General features: G+C 67.1%; 19 protein-coding genes, 1 tRNA gene and 1 riboswitch. Of the genes, 2 read left to right on the top strand and 18 right to left on the bottom strand.

The window, feature by feature from the left end; genetic code table 11:
- Positions 1–11: 11 nt before the first annotated feature.
- The gene (locus tag EJI01_RS00530; RefSeq protein WP_260602255.1) at positions 12–233 is read right to left on the bottom strand and encodes a hypothetical protein; all 222 of its coding nucleotides are present in this window, start codon (positions 231–233) and stop codon (positions 12–14) included.
- 50 nt (positions 234–283) lie between these two features.
- Entirely contained in the window at positions 284–460 is a 177-nt protein-coding gene (locus EJI01_RS00535) for a DUF3606 domain-containing protein (protein ID WP_093108804.1), read from the bottom strand.
- A 264-nt stretch (positions 461–724) separates the two neighbouring features.
- Here EJI01_RS00535 and EJI01_RS00540 point away from each other — a divergent pair, with 264 nt between their 5' ends.
- A complete protein-coding gene (locus EJI01_RS00540; protein WP_126835165.1) occupies positions 725–1,075 on the top strand; it encodes a hypothetical protein in 351 nt (116 codons plus the stop codon).
- Between the two features lie 22 nt (positions 1,076–1,097).
- On the opposite strand, the gene EJI01_RS28585 is transcribed toward EJI01_RS00540, so the two are convergent.
- From EJI01_RS28585 to EJI01_RS00580, 8 genes are all read right to left on the bottom strand, one after another.
- A complete protein-coding gene (locus EJI01_RS28585) occupies positions 1,098–1,286 on the bottom strand; it encodes a hypothetical protein (RefSeq protein ID WP_185878773.1) in 189 nt (62 codons plus the stop codon).
- 379 nt (positions 1,287–1,665) lie between these two features.
- Positions 1,666–2,283, bottom strand: a complete 618-nt coding sequence (locus EJI01_RS00550) for a glutathione S-transferase family protein (RefSeq protein ID WP_126835166.1) — start codon at positions 2,281–2,283, stop codon at positions 1,666–1,668.
- Between the two features lie 355 nt (positions 2,284–2,638).
- Entirely contained in the window at positions 2,639–3,019 is a 381-nt protein-coding gene (locus EJI01_RS29635; protein ID WP_409513920.1) for a DUF3606 domain-containing protein, read from the bottom strand.
- A gap of 563 nt (positions 3,020–3,582) precedes the next feature.
- Positions 3,583–3,658: transfer RNA gene (locus tag EJI01_RS00560), tRNA-Asn, on the bottom strand.
- A 73-nt stretch (positions 3,659–3,731) separates the two neighbouring features.
- A complete protein-coding gene (locus EJI01_RS00565; RefSeq protein WP_126835167.1) occupies positions 3,732–4,658 on the bottom strand; it encodes a thiamine phosphate synthase in 927 nt (308 codons plus the stop codon).
- Positions 4,659–4,666: 8 nt separating this feature from the next.
- Positions 4,667–5,485 carry a thiazole synthase gene (locus EJI01_RS00570; RefSeq protein WP_126835168.1) on the bottom strand — a complete coding sequence of 273 codons (819 nt, stop codon included), beginning with the start codon at positions 5,483–5,485 and terminating at the stop codon, positions 4,667–4,669.
- A gap of 9 nt (positions 5,486–5,494) precedes the next feature.
- Complete coding sequence (gene thiS, locus EJI01_RS00575; protein ID WP_126835169.1) at positions 5,495–5,692, bottom strand: sulfur carrier protein ThiS; 198 nt, start codon at positions 5,690–5,692, stop codon at positions 5,495–5,497.
- A complete protein-coding gene (locus EJI01_RS00580) occupies positions 5,689–6,801 on the bottom strand; it encodes an FAD-dependent oxidoreductase (protein WP_126835170.1) in 1,113 nt (370 codons plus the stop codon). Before EJI01_RS00580 ends, thiS begins: the two co-directional genes overlap by 4 nt.
- Before the next feature lie 29 nt (positions 6,802–6,830).
- Here EJI01_RS00580 and thiD point away from each other — a divergent pair, with 29 nt between their 5' ends.
- Positions 6,831–7,676 carry a bifunctional hydroxymethylpyrimidine kinase/phosphomethylpyrimidine kinase gene (gene thiD, locus EJI01_RS00585; RefSeq protein ID WP_126835171.1) on the top strand — a complete coding sequence of 282 codons (846 nt, stop codon included), beginning with the start codon at positions 6,831–6,833 and terminating at the stop codon, positions 7,674–7,676.
- Here the strand turns inward: thiD and EJI01_RS00590 are convergent.
- The 8 genes from EJI01_RS00590 to EJI01_RS00625 all read right to left on the bottom strand — a co-directional run bounded on the left by EJI01_RS00590 (position 7,621) and on the right by EJI01_RS00625 (position 14,748).
- Complete coding sequence (locus EJI01_RS00590) at positions 7,621–8,949, bottom strand: purine-cytosine permease family protein (protein ID WP_126835172.1); 1,329 nt, start codon at positions 8,947–8,949, stop codon at positions 7,621–7,623. The two genes, thiD and EJI01_RS00590, sit on opposite strands and share 56 nt — an antisense overlap.
- A gap of 75 nt (positions 8,950–9,024) precedes the next feature.
- A riboswitch (TPP riboswitch) is annotated at positions 9,025–9,133 on the bottom strand.
- Between the two features lie 86 nt (positions 9,134–9,219).
- Positions 9,220–9,804, bottom strand: a complete 585-nt coding sequence (locus tag EJI01_RS00595; RefSeq protein WP_185878774.1) for a phosphatase PAP2 family protein — start codon at positions 9,802–9,804, stop codon at positions 9,220–9,222.
- A 79-nt stretch (positions 9,805–9,883) separates the two neighbouring features.
- On the bottom strand, positions 9,884–10,945 hold the full coding sequence (locus EJI01_RS00600) for an NAD(P)/FAD-dependent oxidoreductase (protein WP_126835174.1): 1,062 nt from the start codon (positions 10,943–10,945) through the stop codon (positions 9,884–9,886).
- On the bottom strand, positions 10,903–11,232 hold the full coding sequence (gene fdxA / locus EJI01_RS00605) for a ferredoxin FdxA (protein ID WP_126835175.1): 330 nt from the start codon (positions 11,230–11,232) through the stop codon (positions 10,903–10,905). Before fdxA ends, EJI01_RS00600 begins: the two co-directional genes overlap by 43 nt.
- Before the next feature lie 39 nt (positions 11,233–11,271).
- A complete protein-coding gene (locus EJI01_RS00610; RefSeq protein WP_126835176.1) occupies positions 11,272–12,615 on the bottom strand; it encodes a sulfate adenylyltransferase subunit 1 in 1,344 nt (447 codons plus the stop codon).
- Positions 12,615–13,568, bottom strand: coding sequence for a sulfate adenylyltransferase subunit CysD (cysD, locus tag EJI01_RS00615; RefSeq protein ID WP_126835177.1), 954 nt, complete (start codon positions 13,566–13,568; stop codon positions 12,615–12,617). Before cysD ends, EJI01_RS00610 begins: the two co-directional genes overlap by 1 nt.
- Positions 13,569–13,600: 32 nt before the next feature.
- Positions 13,601–14,344, bottom strand: coding sequence for a phosphoadenylyl-sulfate reductase (locus tag EJI01_RS00620; RefSeq protein ID WP_126835178.1), 744 nt, complete (start codon positions 14,342–14,344; stop codon positions 13,601–13,603).
- Positions 14,345–14,349: 5 nt separating this feature from the next.
- Complete coding sequence (locus EJI01_RS00625) at positions 14,350–14,748, bottom strand: DUF934 domain-containing protein (RefSeq protein WP_126835179.1); 399 nt, start codon at positions 14,746–14,748, stop codon at positions 14,350–14,352.
- Between the last annotated feature and the right edge of the window lie 38 nt (positions 14,749–14,786).

The raw sequence follows: 14,786 nt of genomic DNA on the forward strand, positions 1-14,786 counted from the left end.
CTCCTTTCGGGTCACGACATCTCGATCGTCGTTCGACTGTCCACCCATTTCATCGCTTGCTGCTCCGCGTGTCGCAGCGCTTCCGCCTCGGTTCTACAGAAGTCGGTGTCGCCGAGCAGGACAACCGTTTTTTCGCTCGGCCATCCCAGCTGGCGGATGAGCACCGGTCGAAACTGCGCGGGCTTCTCCTTCTCCGCGGTGCAGAGAAAGTGATAGCCCCGATAGACGAACACGACACTCCTTGGCATGGCGCGCTCCGCGCGGCGGATTTTCCACCTTTCCTCTACTTCCCGAGATAGTTACGCACCGCCTGCGCCGAAGTGCCTGCAGCGGCGACGGCCGCCCGGAGCTGGGCCTCGGTCACTCCCAGTTCCTTGGTCCAGTACCGAAGCTCGTGGGTCTCGTTGACGTTCACGCGCGACCGGTCCTGCGGGCCGCGATTGCTCAAGTCATCTGCCATCTGCGCGTCTCCTGAGTCTGAATGTGGCCCCAGTGTCGCGCGGCGCGTGCCGGCGAGCGCCGGACGTGGCCGCGATCAAGTGCGGGAATCCGGCTGACATCCGGCGCGGACGGAACAGTTCAAACTCGCCCCCTCTGGCCGGCAGGACGGAATGCACATCGTGTGCCTTTATTTGGGGCAAAAGAATGCGCTGAACACGGTAGTGAGACACCATCGTGACTGTCCGATCGCAACACGCAATCGCTCCAAAGGATCTGTATCACCATGGCTCTGCCGAACATCGCGCCAGTACGTAAAACTGCCTACAAGCCGATCGCTTTCCGGCCGGCGCATGCGCCGCGGCCGTTTCGGCGCGGGGACCTGGCGCTGGTGCTGGGCGGCGGCGACTCGTCGCTCGTTGGGCAGATGGTGGTCGTCTGCATGTCCGACCGCGGCAACGATGGTCGCGACCCGGAAATCGGCGTCCGATTCACCCGCGGAAGCAGCGGCCACGTGCGCGCCAGCAGCCTGCAATTGATCGCTGCGGTGGATGGGCACGAGTACGGCCCGGCTTGCGACGATCTTCTCAGCTTCATCGACGGCTGTGGCCCCGTAGGCCTGGCGGATTCGCAGTAACGGCCGCCACGGCGCTCGAGCATCAGCGGGGTCGACTCTCGGATCGCAAGTCTCGAACCGCGGCTGCTTCCAGGTGCTCGCGTGCCCATGTCGCCATCGATTTGCGGGCGGCCGCTGCGGCCTCTGCGAACAGCGCTTTTTCACGAGCGCTCACGCGCACCTGAAGCATCGCGAAGTTCCGCCGCTCGGATGAGGTGTTGGTGTTCTTCATTGGCGCCAGCATGATTCATGACGCGCCACGATCTGTAGGAAGCGACCGCTCGCGATGCGCGGCCATCTTCTATTGCGCGGCAAAAGAGAAAGGCCCTGCGACCGATTTGATAGCAGGGCCTTCGTGCCCGTGCGGCTTGTAGTGGCTCCTCGACCTGGGCTTGAACCAGGGGACCTCGGATTAGCGGGTACCCGATCGGGTCGCCAGCCCGCATGGATGCTCGCTTCCCGCTTGCAGATGCCAAACAAATCCGCCGAAGAATTGCCCCTTTTTCTGCTTATTGCGCACTCCCGACAGCCACATGTCGCTGCAAGGCGCGCGTCGCGTCGCTGCTGACTCAGCGAACGCCGCGCGTCTGCCCGACCTGCAAGCTCGCGCTCTAGCTCTGAATCGAGGCGCGCAGCTCTGCGATTCGCTTCGGTGCCTTCGGACGCGCGTACATGCGCTCCATGTAGCCTGCCAACTGCGGATATCTATCCAGCAACTGGACTTCGTTGGCCCAATCGAGTGTGTACGCGAGCACGAAGTCAGCGACCGTGACGCTGTCGCCGACGACGAACCTGCGTTCCTGCATGTGCCTCTCCGAGACGTCCGCCATCCTGCGGAAATCCTCGCTTGCCAGGGGGATGTCGGCCGCCAGGCGCTGCTCCTCCGGGTAGAGGAATTCGTTCTTGGCGATGCGCCACAGCGGCTGCTCCAGTTCCGTGACCGTGAACAGCAGCCACTTGTTGACCTCCGCGCGTCCGCGCGCGTCCGTCGGCAGGAACTTCCCATACTTCTCGGCGAGATACAGCACGATCGCGGCCGACTCGGTCAGCACGAAATCGCCGTCGACCAGCACCGGGAGCTTGGCGGCTGGATTGAGCTTCAGAAACTCGGGGCGAAGTGCCTCGCCGGCGAACACGTTCACGCTGATCGCTTCGAAGTCGACGCCGAGCTCCTGCAACGTCCAGCGCGCGCGGATCGAGCGGGTGAACGCATATTCATACAGCTTCATCGCGATCTCCGTTCACAGCAAAGTAGTTGCTGAATACGCACTCGCCGTTCGGCCGAAACGCACTGCACACGAAGACCTGTGGAGAACGGCGCAGCCGAATGCGATCACGCGCGAGCGAGTCCGCACCGACAGCGCTAGGCGAAGGGGCCGAACGGGATCTCCGGATTATCCTAAAGTCCTTGATGCGCAATGCCTCGGCGTTGCGTCCCCGGCGCCGATCGACAGCCGCGCGTTCTTCGCCGCCGGCCTCGCTGGCGCCCGCTCCGCTGGAGCGGGGCGCCGCGTCTTGAGGGACGCGATCAGCCGGTCCCCGTCCGCCTCGAATTTCTTTTGCCTCTCGGTGGGCATTGCGGCCTCATTTCTTCTTCAGGTGCTCGCGAACCTTGTCGACTTGGTCGCCCACGGCCGCAACCGCCATGCGCAGCTGCTCCTCGTTGATGCCGAGCGACTTGGCCCAGTCCCTGACCTCGTAGTCTTCGCTCAGGTTGATGCGTTGGCGGTCTTGACCGCCCACCTTCGTCTTGTCGTCTGCCATGTTGTCGTGCTCCTTTAGCCAATCCATGGGGTCGGGCTGCCAGCGCCGCTCGGCTGCCGACAGATCCTGAATCAGTTCGACGACAGCGAAGCGGGAATCCATGCAGGAAATTGGCGCATCCCGCTGCTGGCAGTCTTGTAGGCGCCCTCCGTTGCTGCTCGTCGTCTTCGGCGGACTAAGAGCGAAGCTGATCTCGGTCAACAGGAGTTTGTCGTACGACGACGCTTCGGTCCCGCGCGTATAGACTGTCGGCCTCTGGGCATGTACGACTCTTCTTCAACGTTCCCAGGGCGCACTGGATGCCCAAGGAATGCGTCCGTGGCGGGGTGGAAGGAGAGCGATCCGACATCGTGCTCGTGTGTGACAACAATCTGACCTCTGGCAACTATCAGGCGCATGAGGCAACCGGCAGCAAGAAGTAGTTGCCCTGCCATCTTGACGCACCAGGAGCACCGCCGTGGCGAAGGTCTTGCAGCGTCTGGCGCTTGCCCGGCTCTGCCTCGCAATGGTGTCGGCATCCCTCGGTGCACCTTTGCTCGCCGCCGAGGTCGACAGGCCGTTATTTCCCGGCCTGTCTTCGGACCGCGGCCATCGTTGCCGCAGGCTTCTTCATCACGCGATCTGGTGCCGAAGCAGCGGCTCGAGCGCGAGCGGCCGTAGTCCGAAACACTGGATATTTGGCAATTGCCAAATAAGCGCCAAACAAGTGAAAAAGCCCGCTATCGATTGGATAGCGGGCTTTCCAGTGGCCTTGCGGCTTGTAGTGGCTCCTCGACCTGGGCTCGAACCAGGGACCTACGGATTAACAGTCCGGCGCTCTACCGACTGAGCTATCGAGGAACAAGCCTCAAATTATAGCGTGCTTTTTGAGGCCTTCCGGCCGGGCCAGATCACACGAATCGCGATTCGCAATTCATGGATGCGTGCCGGCCTCGACGGCAGCCATCAGCCGGGCCGCCGCGGCCTCGGGCGCCGGATCGGCCACCAAGGCACGCACCACCGCCACCGAACCGACGCCGGTGGCCAGCACCTCGGACAGGCGCGCTTCGTCGATGCCGCCGATACCTACCTGCGGATAGCCGCGCAGCAGCCGCGCATAGGCGCCGAGCCGCGCCACGCCCTGCGGCGCGGTCGCCATCTGCTTCAGGGTGGTCGGGTACACCGCGCCCATCGCGATGTAGCTCGGGCTCACGGCATCGGCGCGCAGCATCTCTGCGTAGCCATGGGTGCTGACGCCCAGGCGCACACCGGAGGCGCGGATCGTCTGCAGCTCCTGCGGCGTCAGCGCGTCCAGGTCTTCCTGGCCCAGGTGCAGGCCGTACGCCTTGGCCTCGATGGCGGCGCGCCAGTGGTCGTTGACGAAGAGCAGGGCGCCGGTGCCGCGCACCGCTTCGACGGCCGCGTGCACTTCGCGCGCGACGGCTTCCGCGTCGTCGGACTTGAAGCGCAGCTGCACCGTCGGCACGCCGGCGCGCGCCATGCGGCCGACCCAGGCGGCGTCGGGCAGCACCGCGTAGAGGCCCAGCTTCTGCGGGCAGGGAGGGAAGGCATTGCGGCGCTCCGCGGGTGGAAAGGGCAGCATGCCGAAGTCGGCCGGCAACTCGGGCCAGGCATGCGCATCGAAGCTGCCCGTGCGCTGCGTTTGCGCGCGCCAGGCGCGCGCCAGGCACTCGGCATCGACCTCGATGAAGCCGAGCGCGGCGCACGCTGTCTTGGCGCCGCGATAGACGGCGTCTTCGGACGAGAAGGACGCGGGCGCCCGGGCCGTCTCGCCGAAGCGCGGCGCATGCGTCGCGACGATGGCCTGGGCGATGTTTTGGGGGGCGGTGGTGTTGCTCATGATGGGGATCACTGCGATGCAGCGTGATGCCAGAACGGCGTGCCGAGCACCGGCGTGCTCGGCTGTGCGGATTCCTGTGCGGCCATCGCGCCCGCGAGGTGGGCGCTGCGGCCGGCCTGCACCGCATCGGCGAAGGCGCCGGCCATCGCGACCGGGTCCTGCGCCAGAGCGACTGCGGTGTTGAGCAGCACGCCGTCATAGCCCCATTCCATCACCTGGCAGGCATGCGAAGGCAGGCCGAGGCCGGCATCCACCAGCAGCGGCACGCTGAGCCGCTCGCGCAGCACCTGCAAGGCGTAGGGATTGACGGGGCCGCGGCCGGTGCCGATGGGCGCGGCCCAGGGCATCACCGCCTGGCAGCCGACATCGACCAGGCGCCGGCACAGCACAAGGTCTTCAGTGCAGTAGGGCAGTACGTGGAAGCCGTCGCGGATCAGTTGCGATGCGGCGTCGACCAGATTCAGCGTGTCGGGCTGCAGCGTGTAGTCGTCGCCGATGAGCTCGAGCTTGATCCACGGCGTGTCGAAGAGCTCGCGCGCCATCTGCGCGGTGGCAATCACCTCCTGCACGCTGTGGCAGCCGGCCGTATTGGGCAGCACGGGCACATTGAGCCGCCGCAGCAGCTCCCAGAAACCGTTGTCGCTGCCTGCGCCGTTCGGCGTGGCCGTCTGGCGGCGCAGCGAAGCGGTCAGCATCGCCGGCTTCGCGCGCCGCACGGCCGCTTCGAGCACGTCGGGCGATGGGTAGCGCGAGGTGCCGAGCAGCATCCGGCTCTGGAAGGCCTGGCCGTAGAGCACCAGCGGGTCGTTGGATGGGGTTGTGGTCATGGCTTTTCCTCAGCCGCCTGTGACGGGGCGGATCACTTCGATGCGGTCGTCGGGTTGCAAGGCGTGCGACGCGTAATTCGAACGCGGCACGAACTGGCGGTTCACCGCGGCCGCGAAGGGTGGCGTCGCGCGGATGAGGGCCAGCGCGTCAGCCAGAGTCGCGCCGCTCGGCAGCGTCTGCGGTGTGTCGTTGATCAGGATGTTCATGGCAAAACGGTTTCCAGGCGAGGCGCGAGGTCGAAACGGCTGGCGAGCGCGGAATGGCCGGTGGCGAGCAGTTCCATCGCGACATCGAGCATGGCCGGCGCGATCATGAAGCCGTGGCGGTACAGGCCGTTGATCTGCATCACGCCGGGTCGCGGCTGGCGGAACGCCGGCAGGTTGTCGGGCAGGGTCGGCCGGCACTGGGTCGCGATCTCGAGAATGCGTGCTTCGGCAAAGCCACTGTGCACCGAATAGGCGGCGCTCAGCAGTTCGAGCGTGGAGCGCACGCTGGCCGGCGACATGTCGTCGGACTCGATCTCGGTGCCGCCGATCACGAATAGCTGCCCCGGCTTGGGTGCGATGTAGAGCGGGTAGCGCGGATGCACCAGCCGCGTCGGCCGCTGCAGCACGACCTCCGGGGCATGCACCCGGATGACTTCGCCGCGTACGCCGCGCAGGGCGCCCCACTGCGGACGGGCGCCGAGGCCGCGGCAGTCGATGACCCGTTCGGGTTGGCCGGTTCCTCCGGCGTCGAAGTCGTCGATGCTGCGTGGCGCCTGCCAATGCAATCGGACGTTGGGCATGGCCTGCAGCGTTGCGAGCAGTGCGGCGAGCAATCCGCGGTTGTCGAGCTGGCCTTCTTCCGGCAGCAGCAGGCCGTGCGCGAAGCGCTGGCCCAGTGCGGGCTCCAAGGCGGCGATGCCGGCCGCATCGAGCGGCTTCATTGCAGGCAGTTCGGGCACCACTTCGCCGGTGTGCGCCAGCAAGCGCGCCAGCCGCGCGGCTTCGGCCGCATCCTGGCGGTGCCACAGTACCAGCGTGCCTGCGCGCTGGAAGAACACGGGCGCCGCCAGCGATGCGAGCAGCACCGGCCAGCGGTCGAGCGCGTGGTGGCCCATGCGCACGACCGAGGGCGGTGCGATCGCAGATTCGGCCAGCGGCGCAAGCATGGCGGCTGCGACGCGCGCGGCCGCGCCGTCGGCCTCCGGCCCGCCGGCGTCGAAGAGCTCGACCTTACAGCCGGCCTGCGCCAGCGTCACCGCGAGCAGGCGGCCCATGAGCCCGGCGCCGAGGACGGCGGCGGAGCGGAAAGGAAGGGTGGCAGCGTTCATCGGCAGATCATTTCGGTAAGCTTGCCGGCATGACCCAAGCATTCTCTCGTTACGCCCGCGTCCTCTCGATCGCCGGTTCCGACAGCAGCGGCGGCGCCGGCATCCAGGCCGATCTGAAGACCTTCTCGGCGCTCGGCTGCTACGGCATGACTGCCATCACCGCGCTCACCGCGCAGAACACGCTGGGCGTGTCTGGCATCCACGGCGTGCCGCCGGCCTTTCTCAAGGCGCAGATTCAGGCGGTGATCGAAGACATTGGCGTCGATGCGGTCAAGCTCGGCATGCTGCACGCACCCGAGGTGGTGGAGGTGGTGGCCTGGGCCATCGATCACTACAGGCTTTCCAAGGTGGTGCTCGATCCGGTGATGGTCGCCACCAGCGGCGACCGGCTGATCGCCGAAGAAACCGTGCAGGTGCTGGTGCGCGAGCTGTTCCCGCGCGCCACCGTGGTCACGCCCAACCTCGACGAGGCGGCCCTGCTGATCGGCCATGCGATCGACGGCGTCGACGCGCTCGACGATGCCGCGAGCGAACTGCTCGCGCTGGGCGCGCATGCGGTGCTGCTCAAGGGCGGGCACCTGCCGGGAGACGATGTCGTCGATCTGCTGGCGGAAGCGAATGGCGAGCGGCTGCGGCTGTCTTCCGAACGCATTGCGAGCCGCAACCTGCACGGCACGGGTTGCACGCTGTCCTCGGCCATTGCCGCACACCTCGCGCTGGGCTACCAACTGGCCGATGCCGTGGAACGCGCGCGCGGCTATGTCGTCGCCGCGATGGCGGCCGGTGCGGATGTGAAGATCGGTGCCGGCCACGGTCCGCTCAACCACGGCTTTGCGCCAGTGCCGACGGTCCGTCTGCCGTTGCCGGGCGCGTGATCCATGCCAGCACGAAGGTGATGGCAAGCGTCGGCAGCGCCGACCCGAACTGCGGCGCCCATTTGGCGCAGGCGTGATAGATGGCGATGCCCGCGATCCAGATCAGCGCCGCGACCCAATCGATCTTGCGCGCACCTACTGCGGGCGCCGCACCACCCGTGCCCAGCCGCCCGAGGATCACGCCGTAGAGCGGCACGAACACCGAGCTCAGAAGCAGCAGGAAGGGCTCGAGCGAGTGCATCGGCAGCACCAGCGCGAATGCGATGCAGGCGACAGCGAGCCACAGGCCCCAGCGCCGCACGCTCCAGCGCGGCTGCAGGCTGTGGGCCGAAACCGAGCCCGAATAGACGTCGCCATACGCGTTGTCGAGCTCGTCGATCAGGATCAGGCCCAGCGCGACCAGGCCGCCCTGCGCCAGCAGCAGCGCCGCCACGAGGTTGGTGCCGGGTTCCGCCACGCTCACCACCATCACGCCGAGCGCGTAGCACCAGATGTTGGCAAGCGCATAGCCGACCCAGGTGCCGCCGAAGGCGCCGCCGAGTCCGCCCGCGCTGCGCCTGCCGTGCCGCGCATAGTCGGCCACCAGCGGCAGCCAGGAGACCGGCATCGCGATCACCAGGTCGAGCGCGCTGAACATGCCCATGCTGCCGTTGCCGGGACGCGACCAGAAGGCCTCCAGGCCCTTGGCCTGAAGCTGCGTCGCGAATTGCCAGCTCAGCCACAGCAGCGACAGCACCACCAGCGGCAGCCCGAAGCGGCTCACGAAGCGCCGCACCAGCTTGACCATCGAGCCGGCCAGCAGCGCGAGCAGCACGGCGCCCCACAGCAGCGTAGTCAGCACCATGCCCAGCGTGCCGTCGAGCGACCAGCCGAAGGCCTGCTTGCCGATGGCCTGCGTGCCCTCGCGCATGATCACGATCTCGAAGGTGGTCCAGCCGATCAGCTGAACGATGTTGAGCACCACCGGCAGGCGCGCGAAGGCGCTGCCGTACGTGGCGTGCATCAGGCCCGCGCTGGCCAGCCCGCTCTCGCAGCCGAGGCGGGCGGTCCAGGCCAGCAGGCCGGCGCCGATCAACGAGCCCAGCACGATCGCGATCGCCGCCTCACGCGTGCCGACCGCCGGCACCAGGTAGGCGCCGATCTGCATCACCAGCAGGCCGACGCCGAGGCTGAACCACAGCGCCGTGTGGTCGTGCCAGCGGAAGACGCGGCTGGCGTCGCGCAGCGGCGTCAGCGCCTCGTTGGCACCGGTGGTGGGTTGCGTCGTTGCCATCCATTTGCTCCATTGCAAAGTGTTTGGCAGGTGGGCGAGGCCACAGCGGCAAGACCGGCACGCGAGAAAACGTGGCGGCCGCCGGACCAGCTTCCCTGCGCGAGGATTACCTCAGTCAGGTTCAAAGGGACTCTCTCAGCCAACCTGCAACTGGCGTTGCGGGCCGGCACCCCTAGCGTTGCTTCAGTCTGGCGAAGCAGTTCGGATTGTAGAGCCGTGGCTGGCCGGTGCGATACGGCGGCGCGAAACCGCCCCGGACCGGGCTGTGCCTCAGTGATCGCCGGCGGTCGACAGCCGCCGCGCGCCCGAGGGGGCGTGGCGAACGAGCGGCAGGACGAAGCGGCGCGCGAATTGCTGGAGCGCCCAGAACGCGGCGGCGATCCCCCCGGCCAGCAGCAGTCCGGCGGCGATGTCGAGCGGGAAATGCACGCCCACGTAGATACGCGCCCAGCCCGTGAGGACCGCGATCGCCATGATCGCCAGACCGATCTTCCGAATCGATTCCCGCAGGCAGAACAGCAGCCCGATGGTGAACATCACCGAGGCGTGCGCACTCGGCAGCGAGCCGCGCGCGCCATGCTCGATGTGCGCCGGGCTCAGGCCCACCATGAAGGGGCGCGGCATCGCGATGGCGTCCGCCAGCGCGTGGGCCAGCATGGTCGCCGCGGCCGCGGCGACCAGCGTCACCATTGCATAGACCCGCTGCGAGGGCCGGCGCCAGGCGACCCAGCCCATGAGGGCCACGCAGAGCCAGGAGGCAGTCTCTGCCACGATGGACGCGAACCAAATAACTTCGGCATCAGGGGTGTGCCCAGCGCCCATGGCCTGGAACAGTGCGGTGTTCAACGCGAGCATGCCCGTCATCCTAGGACGGTCTCGTGTCGAACGCGTGAATGCGGCGTTCAGCCTTCGTTCAGGATGGTTGCTTTGTTTTTCAGCCCACGCCGAGCAACTGGTGCAGCCGCGTGCTGGTGGTGGTGTACTGCAGCGGCACCGCCTTGCCCGGAAACACGATCGTGGTGGCGGCCCAGGCCGCGAGCGTGGCCTCATGGAAACCGCAGACGATCAGCTTCTTCTTGCCCGGATAGGTGTTGATGTCGCCCACCGCGAAAACGCCGGCCTCGCGCGTCTGAAAGCGCTCGGTGTCGACGGGCACCTGCTTGCGCACGAGATCGAGGCCCCAGTCGGCCATGGGCCCGAGCCGCGGCGAGATGCCGAGACATGCGATAAGCGCGTCGAGCGGCAGCGTCACGGTCCGGGCGTCGGGCGTCGTGATCTGCAGCGCCTGGCCGTCGAAACCCGCGGGCTGGCCCACGGCGAAGTTCAGTGCGCCCTCGGCCACCAAGGTGCGCATGCGGGCCACGAGCGCCTCGTCGGCCTGGAAGCCGTCGCGCCGGTGCAGCAGCGTGACCTGGCGGGCCTTGCCGACCAGCGCGAGGGCGGTGGCCAGCGCGGCATCGTCGCCGCCGTTGACCACCACGGCATGGCCGTCGAAGCGCTCCAGCGTTTCGGGATGATAGAAAAGCCTGGTGCCCTCGAAGCGCTGGATGCCTTCGAGCGCGATGCGCTTGGCGACGAAGGCGCCGACACCGGCGGCGATAAAAACCGTCTTCGCGAGGAAAGTGGTTCCGGTCGAGGTGCCCAAGAGCAGCCGCTGGTCGTCCTGGCGTTCGAGCGTTGCGACCTGCTGCTCGAAATGGAACTGCGGCTTGAGGGGCGCGAGCTGCTGCAGCAGCGACTCCGCCAGGCCGCGCCCGCTGGTTGCCGGCACGCCCGGGATGTCATAGATCGGCTTGTCGCCGTAGAGCTGCACGCACTGGCCGCCCGCGGAGGGCAGCGCATCGACGATGTGGCAGGGAATCTCGAGCAGGCCCAGCTGGAAAGCCTGGAACAGGCCGACCGGCCCGGCGCCGATGACCAGCGCCTCGGTCTCGATGGGAGCCGGTGTCGTGCTCAGCGGACCAACTCCCCGATCTTGTCGGTCTTGTCTTTCCACTCTTCGGCATCGGGCAGCGCGGGCTTGCGCTTGGTGATGCTCTTCCAGCCGTCGGCCACGGCGAGCTCGGCATTGAGCTTGATGAAGGCGAGCTGGTTGGCCGGAAGGTCTTCCTCGGCGTAGATCGCATTGACCGGGCACTCGGGAATACAGACCGCGCAGTCGATGCATTCGTCAGGGTCGATCACCAGCATGTTCGGCCCTTCGCGGAAGCAGTCCACGGGACATACGTCGACGCAATCGGTGTATTTGCAGCGGATGCAGGATTCGGAGACGACGTGAGTCATATTCTTGGCTGGCGGGAATGATCGGGAGAACCGCGAATTTTAGGCGCTTGCGTGAGAGGGCTGTACCAGCACAGCCGCCGAGGTCTTGTGGGATGCGGTATCGACCAGCACCAGGGAACCCAGCGCACGCGATTGCTTGAAGGGCAGCACCGCCAGCGGCTGCTGCAGCGAGAGCACCACGTCGCCGATCGCATTGGCTTCGAGCCGGTCGGCCGGCTCGGAGTCGAGCGTCGTGATGTTCACGCGATCGACGATGCGTGCCACCTTCGCCTTGACCCAGCGGTGGCCCTGCAGCGCCCAGTAGACACGGCCCGCGACCAGCGGCTCGTCGTCGAGCCACGCGATGGTGGCGGTGATCTCGCGCGTTGGCTCGAAGGCGTCCGGCGCCAGGAGCCAATCGCCGCGCGAGACGTCGAGCTCGCGGTCGAGCACGATGCCCGCGCTGTGGCCCGCGTGCACGGTCTTCGGCTGGCGGGTATGGCTCAGCACCTGCGCGACGGTGGCCGTCTGGTTGCTCGGCAGCACGGTGACGCGCTGGCCCGGCTCGACGTGCCCGCTGGCCACCCGGCCCCAGAACACGCGGCGGCCGCGGGATGTATCGGCCGAGGCCGAGAATTTCTCGACCCACTGCACCGGGAAGGCGAAGGGCACGGCCTCGTCCTGCTGCGTGACCGGCAATTCCTCGAGCAGCTCGATCAGGCTCGGACCTTCGTAGCCGCACCAGTTGCCGTGGCGCGAGGCCACATTCCAGCCCTTGAGCGCCGAGATCGGCACGGTGGCCGCGACCTGCACGCCTGCAGCTTCGGCAAAGGCTGCGAGTGCGCCCGAGATGCGCTCGAAGGCGAGGTCGGCATCGGCGATCGCATCGAGCTTGTTGACCGCGAACACGATCGACTGCACGCGCAGCAGGTGGCACAAGAGCGTGTGCCGGCGCGTCTGCGGCAGCAGCTCGCGGCGCACCACTTCGCCATCCTCCACTTCGGCGGCCCAGGCCAGCTTGGTGGCATCCACCAGCACCACCGCGGCATCGGCGCTCGACGCGGCGGTGACCATGTTGCGCGTGTACTGCTCATGGCCAGGCGCGTCGCCGATGATGAACTTGCGCCGCGCGGTCGAGAAGTAGCGGTAGGCGACGTCGATCGTGATGCCCTGTTCGCGCTCGGCCGACAGGCCGTCGGTCAGCAATGCCAGGTCGGTCTCGCCGCCGCGCTGCACGCCGGCGAGCTGGTCTTGCAGCACGGTCTTGCTGTCGACCAGGAGCCGCCCGATCAGCGTGCTCTTGCCGTCGTCGACGCTGCCGCAGGTGATGAAGCGCAGGGCTGTGCCGGTGTCGCCGTGGATCGCTGCCGCTTCGGCGGGGGTGGTGAAGGTGCTCGCACTCATCAGAAGTAACCGTCTTTCTTGCGCTTCTCCATCGAAGCCTCGGATGTCTTGTCGTCCATGCGCGTGGCGCCGCGCTCGCTCACTTCGGCCGCCAGCGTCTCGACCACCACGTCGGCGGCGTCGGCGGCCAGGCTGTCGACCGGGCAGGTGCAGGTGATGTCGCCCACGGTGCGGAAGCGCACGTCGCGCAGTTCTACCTTTTCTCCGTCGCGCGGCGGCGTGAGTTCGGTCACCGGCACCAAGAGGCCGCGGCGTTCGACTACCTCGCGCTTGTGCGTGTAGTAGATCGAGGGCAGGGCGACATGCTCGCGCTCGATGTACTGCCAGACGTCGAGTTCGGTCCAGTTGGAGATCGGGAACACGCGGAAGTGTTCGCCGGGCGCCAGGCGCGTGTTGAACAGGGTCCAGAGCTCGGGGCGCTGGTCCTTGGGCTGCCATTGGCCGAAGGCGTCTCGATGCGAAAAGATGCGCTCCTTGGCGCGTGCCTTTTCTTCGTCGCGGCGCGCGCCGCCGATCAGCGCATCGAAGCGGAATTCCTCGATCGCTTCGAGCAGCGTGACCGACTGGTGCACATTGCGCGATTCGCCCGGATGAGCGAGGCGCACGGTGCCGCGCGCCATCGAGTCTTCGACGCTGCGCACGATCAGCTCGGCGCCGAGCTCCTGCGCGCGGTGGTCGCGGAAGGCCGTCACTTCGGGGAAGTTGTGGCCGGTGTCGATCATCAGCAGCGGATAGGGGATGCGGCCGGCCCCGAAGGCCTTCTCGGCGCACTTGAGCAGCACCAGCGAATCCTTGCCGCCCGAGAACAGCAGGGTCGGGCGCTCGAAGGAGGCCGCCACTTCGCGCAGGATGAAGATGGTTTCTTCTTCCAGCGCGTCGAGCTGCGTGTTGGACAGGCGCGCGGGCAGGGGCGTGCTTTGCAGCAGCAGGTCGTATTCGGTGCGGGCGTTCATGAGGAGGATTCGGAGATCAGAAAAAAGCAGGTTCAGGCAATGGCGCGAATCGGAATGATTGAGGACACGGCGCCATCGACATGCAGGCCGCATTCCTTGGCGCTTTCCTGCTCCCACCACCAGCGGCCCGAGCGGAAATCTTCGCCCAGGGTCACGGCGCGGGTGCATGGCGCGCAGCCGATGCTGGGAAAGAACTGGTCGTGCAGCGGGTTGTAGGGCACTTGGTGCGTGGCGATGTAGTGCCAGACGTCGCCCCAGGTCCAGTTCGCGAGCGGGTTGATCTTGACTCGCTCCGCCTGCTCTTCGATGAGTTCGACCTCGGCCCGCGCGCCGGACTGCTCGCGCCTGAGGCCGGTGATCCAGCCGCGCTTGCCGGCGAGCGCACGCTCGAGCGGCTCCATCTTGCGGATGTGGCAGCAGGCCTTGCGCAGCTCCAGGCTGCGGTACATCGCTTCCTCGCCGTTCTCAGCCACGAAGGCCGTGGCCGCTTCGGCCACAGGGCGATAGATCTCGACCTCGCGGCCGTAGTGCGACTGCAGGCGTTCGAGCAGGTCGAGCGTCTCGGCATGCAGCTTGCCCGTTTCGAGCACGAAGATGCCGGATTGCATCTGAAAGCGATGCAGCAGGTCGGTCACCACCATGTCCTCGGCACCCAGGCTGGAGGCCTGCGTGATCGGCGCGAACTCCTGCGCCGCGCCGCGCAGCAGCGCCACGCTTTCGACGATCTTGGCCTCAAAGTCGGCGGAGGGCTTGGCGTAGAGCGAGATGGCGTTCATGGCGTTCAGGCCGTTTCGCGCTTGAAGAGCGGCGCCGGCTGCACCGCGTCGCCCTGGTAGAAGGCGGCGAAGCGGTCGAACTGGCGCTGCGCGGCGGAGGCGTCGACGCCTTCCTTGAGCACGGCGCTGGAGAAGCCGGTGCGCTCCATCTGCACCAGCTGGTCGATCAGCACGTCGCCGGTGGCACGGATGTCGCCCTTGAAGCCGAGCCGGCGGCGCAGCAGGAAGGCCTGGCTGTAGGCGCGGCCGTCGGTGAACTTCGGGAAGTTCAGGTCGATGCGATCCAGGTCGTCGAGGCAGACCTCGATCGCGAGCGGGTCGGCGTCGTTGGGCAGCTGCAGCACGTTCGGCTCGCCGTTGTCCACGTGCTCTTCCGCGGAGAGGATGCGAAGCGTCTTGTTCATAGGGCCCCCACGCTCGGCACTGACGTGTCCTCGCTGCC

Origin of the sequence: Variovorax sp. MHTC-1 (assembly GCF_003984645.1) — a bacterium.
GTDB lineage: Bacteria > Pseudomonadota > Gammaproteobacteria > Burkholderiales > Burkholderiaceae_C > Variovorax.

Excerpts from the sequence above, each read along its gene's own strand:
- EJI01_RS00540 (WP_126835165.1), top strand. The coding sequence starts at position 725 with ATGGCTCTGCCGAACATCGCGCCAGTACGTAAAACTGCCTACAAGCCG.
- EJI01_RS00535 (WP_093108804.1), bottom strand. The coding sequence starts at position 460 with ATGGCAGATGACTTGAGCAATCGCGGCCCGCAGGACCGGTCGCGCGTG.
- EJI01_RS00550 (WP_126835166.1), bottom strand. The coding sequence starts at position 2,283 with ATGAAGCTGTATGAATATGCGTTCACCCGCTCGATCCGCGCGCGCTGG.
- EJI01_RS28585 (WP_185878773.1), bottom strand. The coding sequence starts at position 1,286 with ATGAAGAACACCAACACCTCATCCGAGCGGCGGAACTTCGCGATGCTT.
- thiS (WP_126835169.1), bottom strand. The coding sequence starts at position 5,692 with ATGAACATCCTGATCAACGACACACCGCAGACGCTGCCGAGCGGCGCG.
- EJI01_RS00620 (WP_126835178.1), bottom strand. The coding sequence starts at position 14,344 with ATGAACGCCATCTCGCTCTACGCCAAGCCCTCCGCCGACTTTGAGGCC.
- thiD (WP_126835171.1), top strand. The coding sequence starts at position 6,831 with ATGACCCAAGCATTCTCTCGTTACGCCCGCGTCCTCTCGATCGCCGGT.
- EJI01_RS00570 (WP_126835168.1), bottom strand. The coding sequence starts at position 5,485 with ATGACCACAACCCCATCCAACGACCCGCTGGTGCTCTACGGCCAGGCC.
- EJI01_RS00565 (WP_126835167.1), bottom strand. The coding sequence starts at position 4,658 with ATGAGCAACACCACCGCCCCCCAAAACATCGCCCAGGCCATCGTCGCG.
- EJI01_RS00580 (WP_126835170.1), bottom strand. The coding sequence starts at position 6,801 with ATGAACGCTGCCACCCTTCCTTTCCGCTCCGCCGCCGTCCTCGGCGCC.
- EJI01_RS00590 (WP_126835172.1), bottom strand. The coding sequence starts at position 8,949 with ATGGCAACGACGCAACCCACCACCGGTGCCAACGAGGCGCTGACGCCG.
- EJI01_RS00625 (WP_126835179.1), bottom strand. The coding sequence starts at position 14,748 with ATGAACAAGACGCTTCGCATCCTCTCCGCGGAAGAGCACGTGGACAAC.
- cysD (WP_126835177.1), bottom strand. The coding sequence starts at position 13,568 with ATGAACGCCCGCACCGAATACGACCTGCTGCTGCAAAGCACGCCCCTG.
- EJI01_RS00610 (WP_126835176.1), bottom strand. The coding sequence starts at position 12,615 with ATGAGTGCGAGCACCTTCACCACCCCCGCCGAAGCGGCAGCGATCCAC.
- fdxA (WP_126835175.1), bottom strand. The coding sequence starts at position 11,232 with ATGACTCACGTCGTCTCCGAATCCTGCATCCGCTGCAAATACACCGAT.
- EJI01_RS00595 (WP_185878774.1), bottom strand. The coding sequence starts at position 9,804 with ATGCTCGCGTTGAACACCGCACTGTTCCAGGCCATGGGCGCTGGGCAC.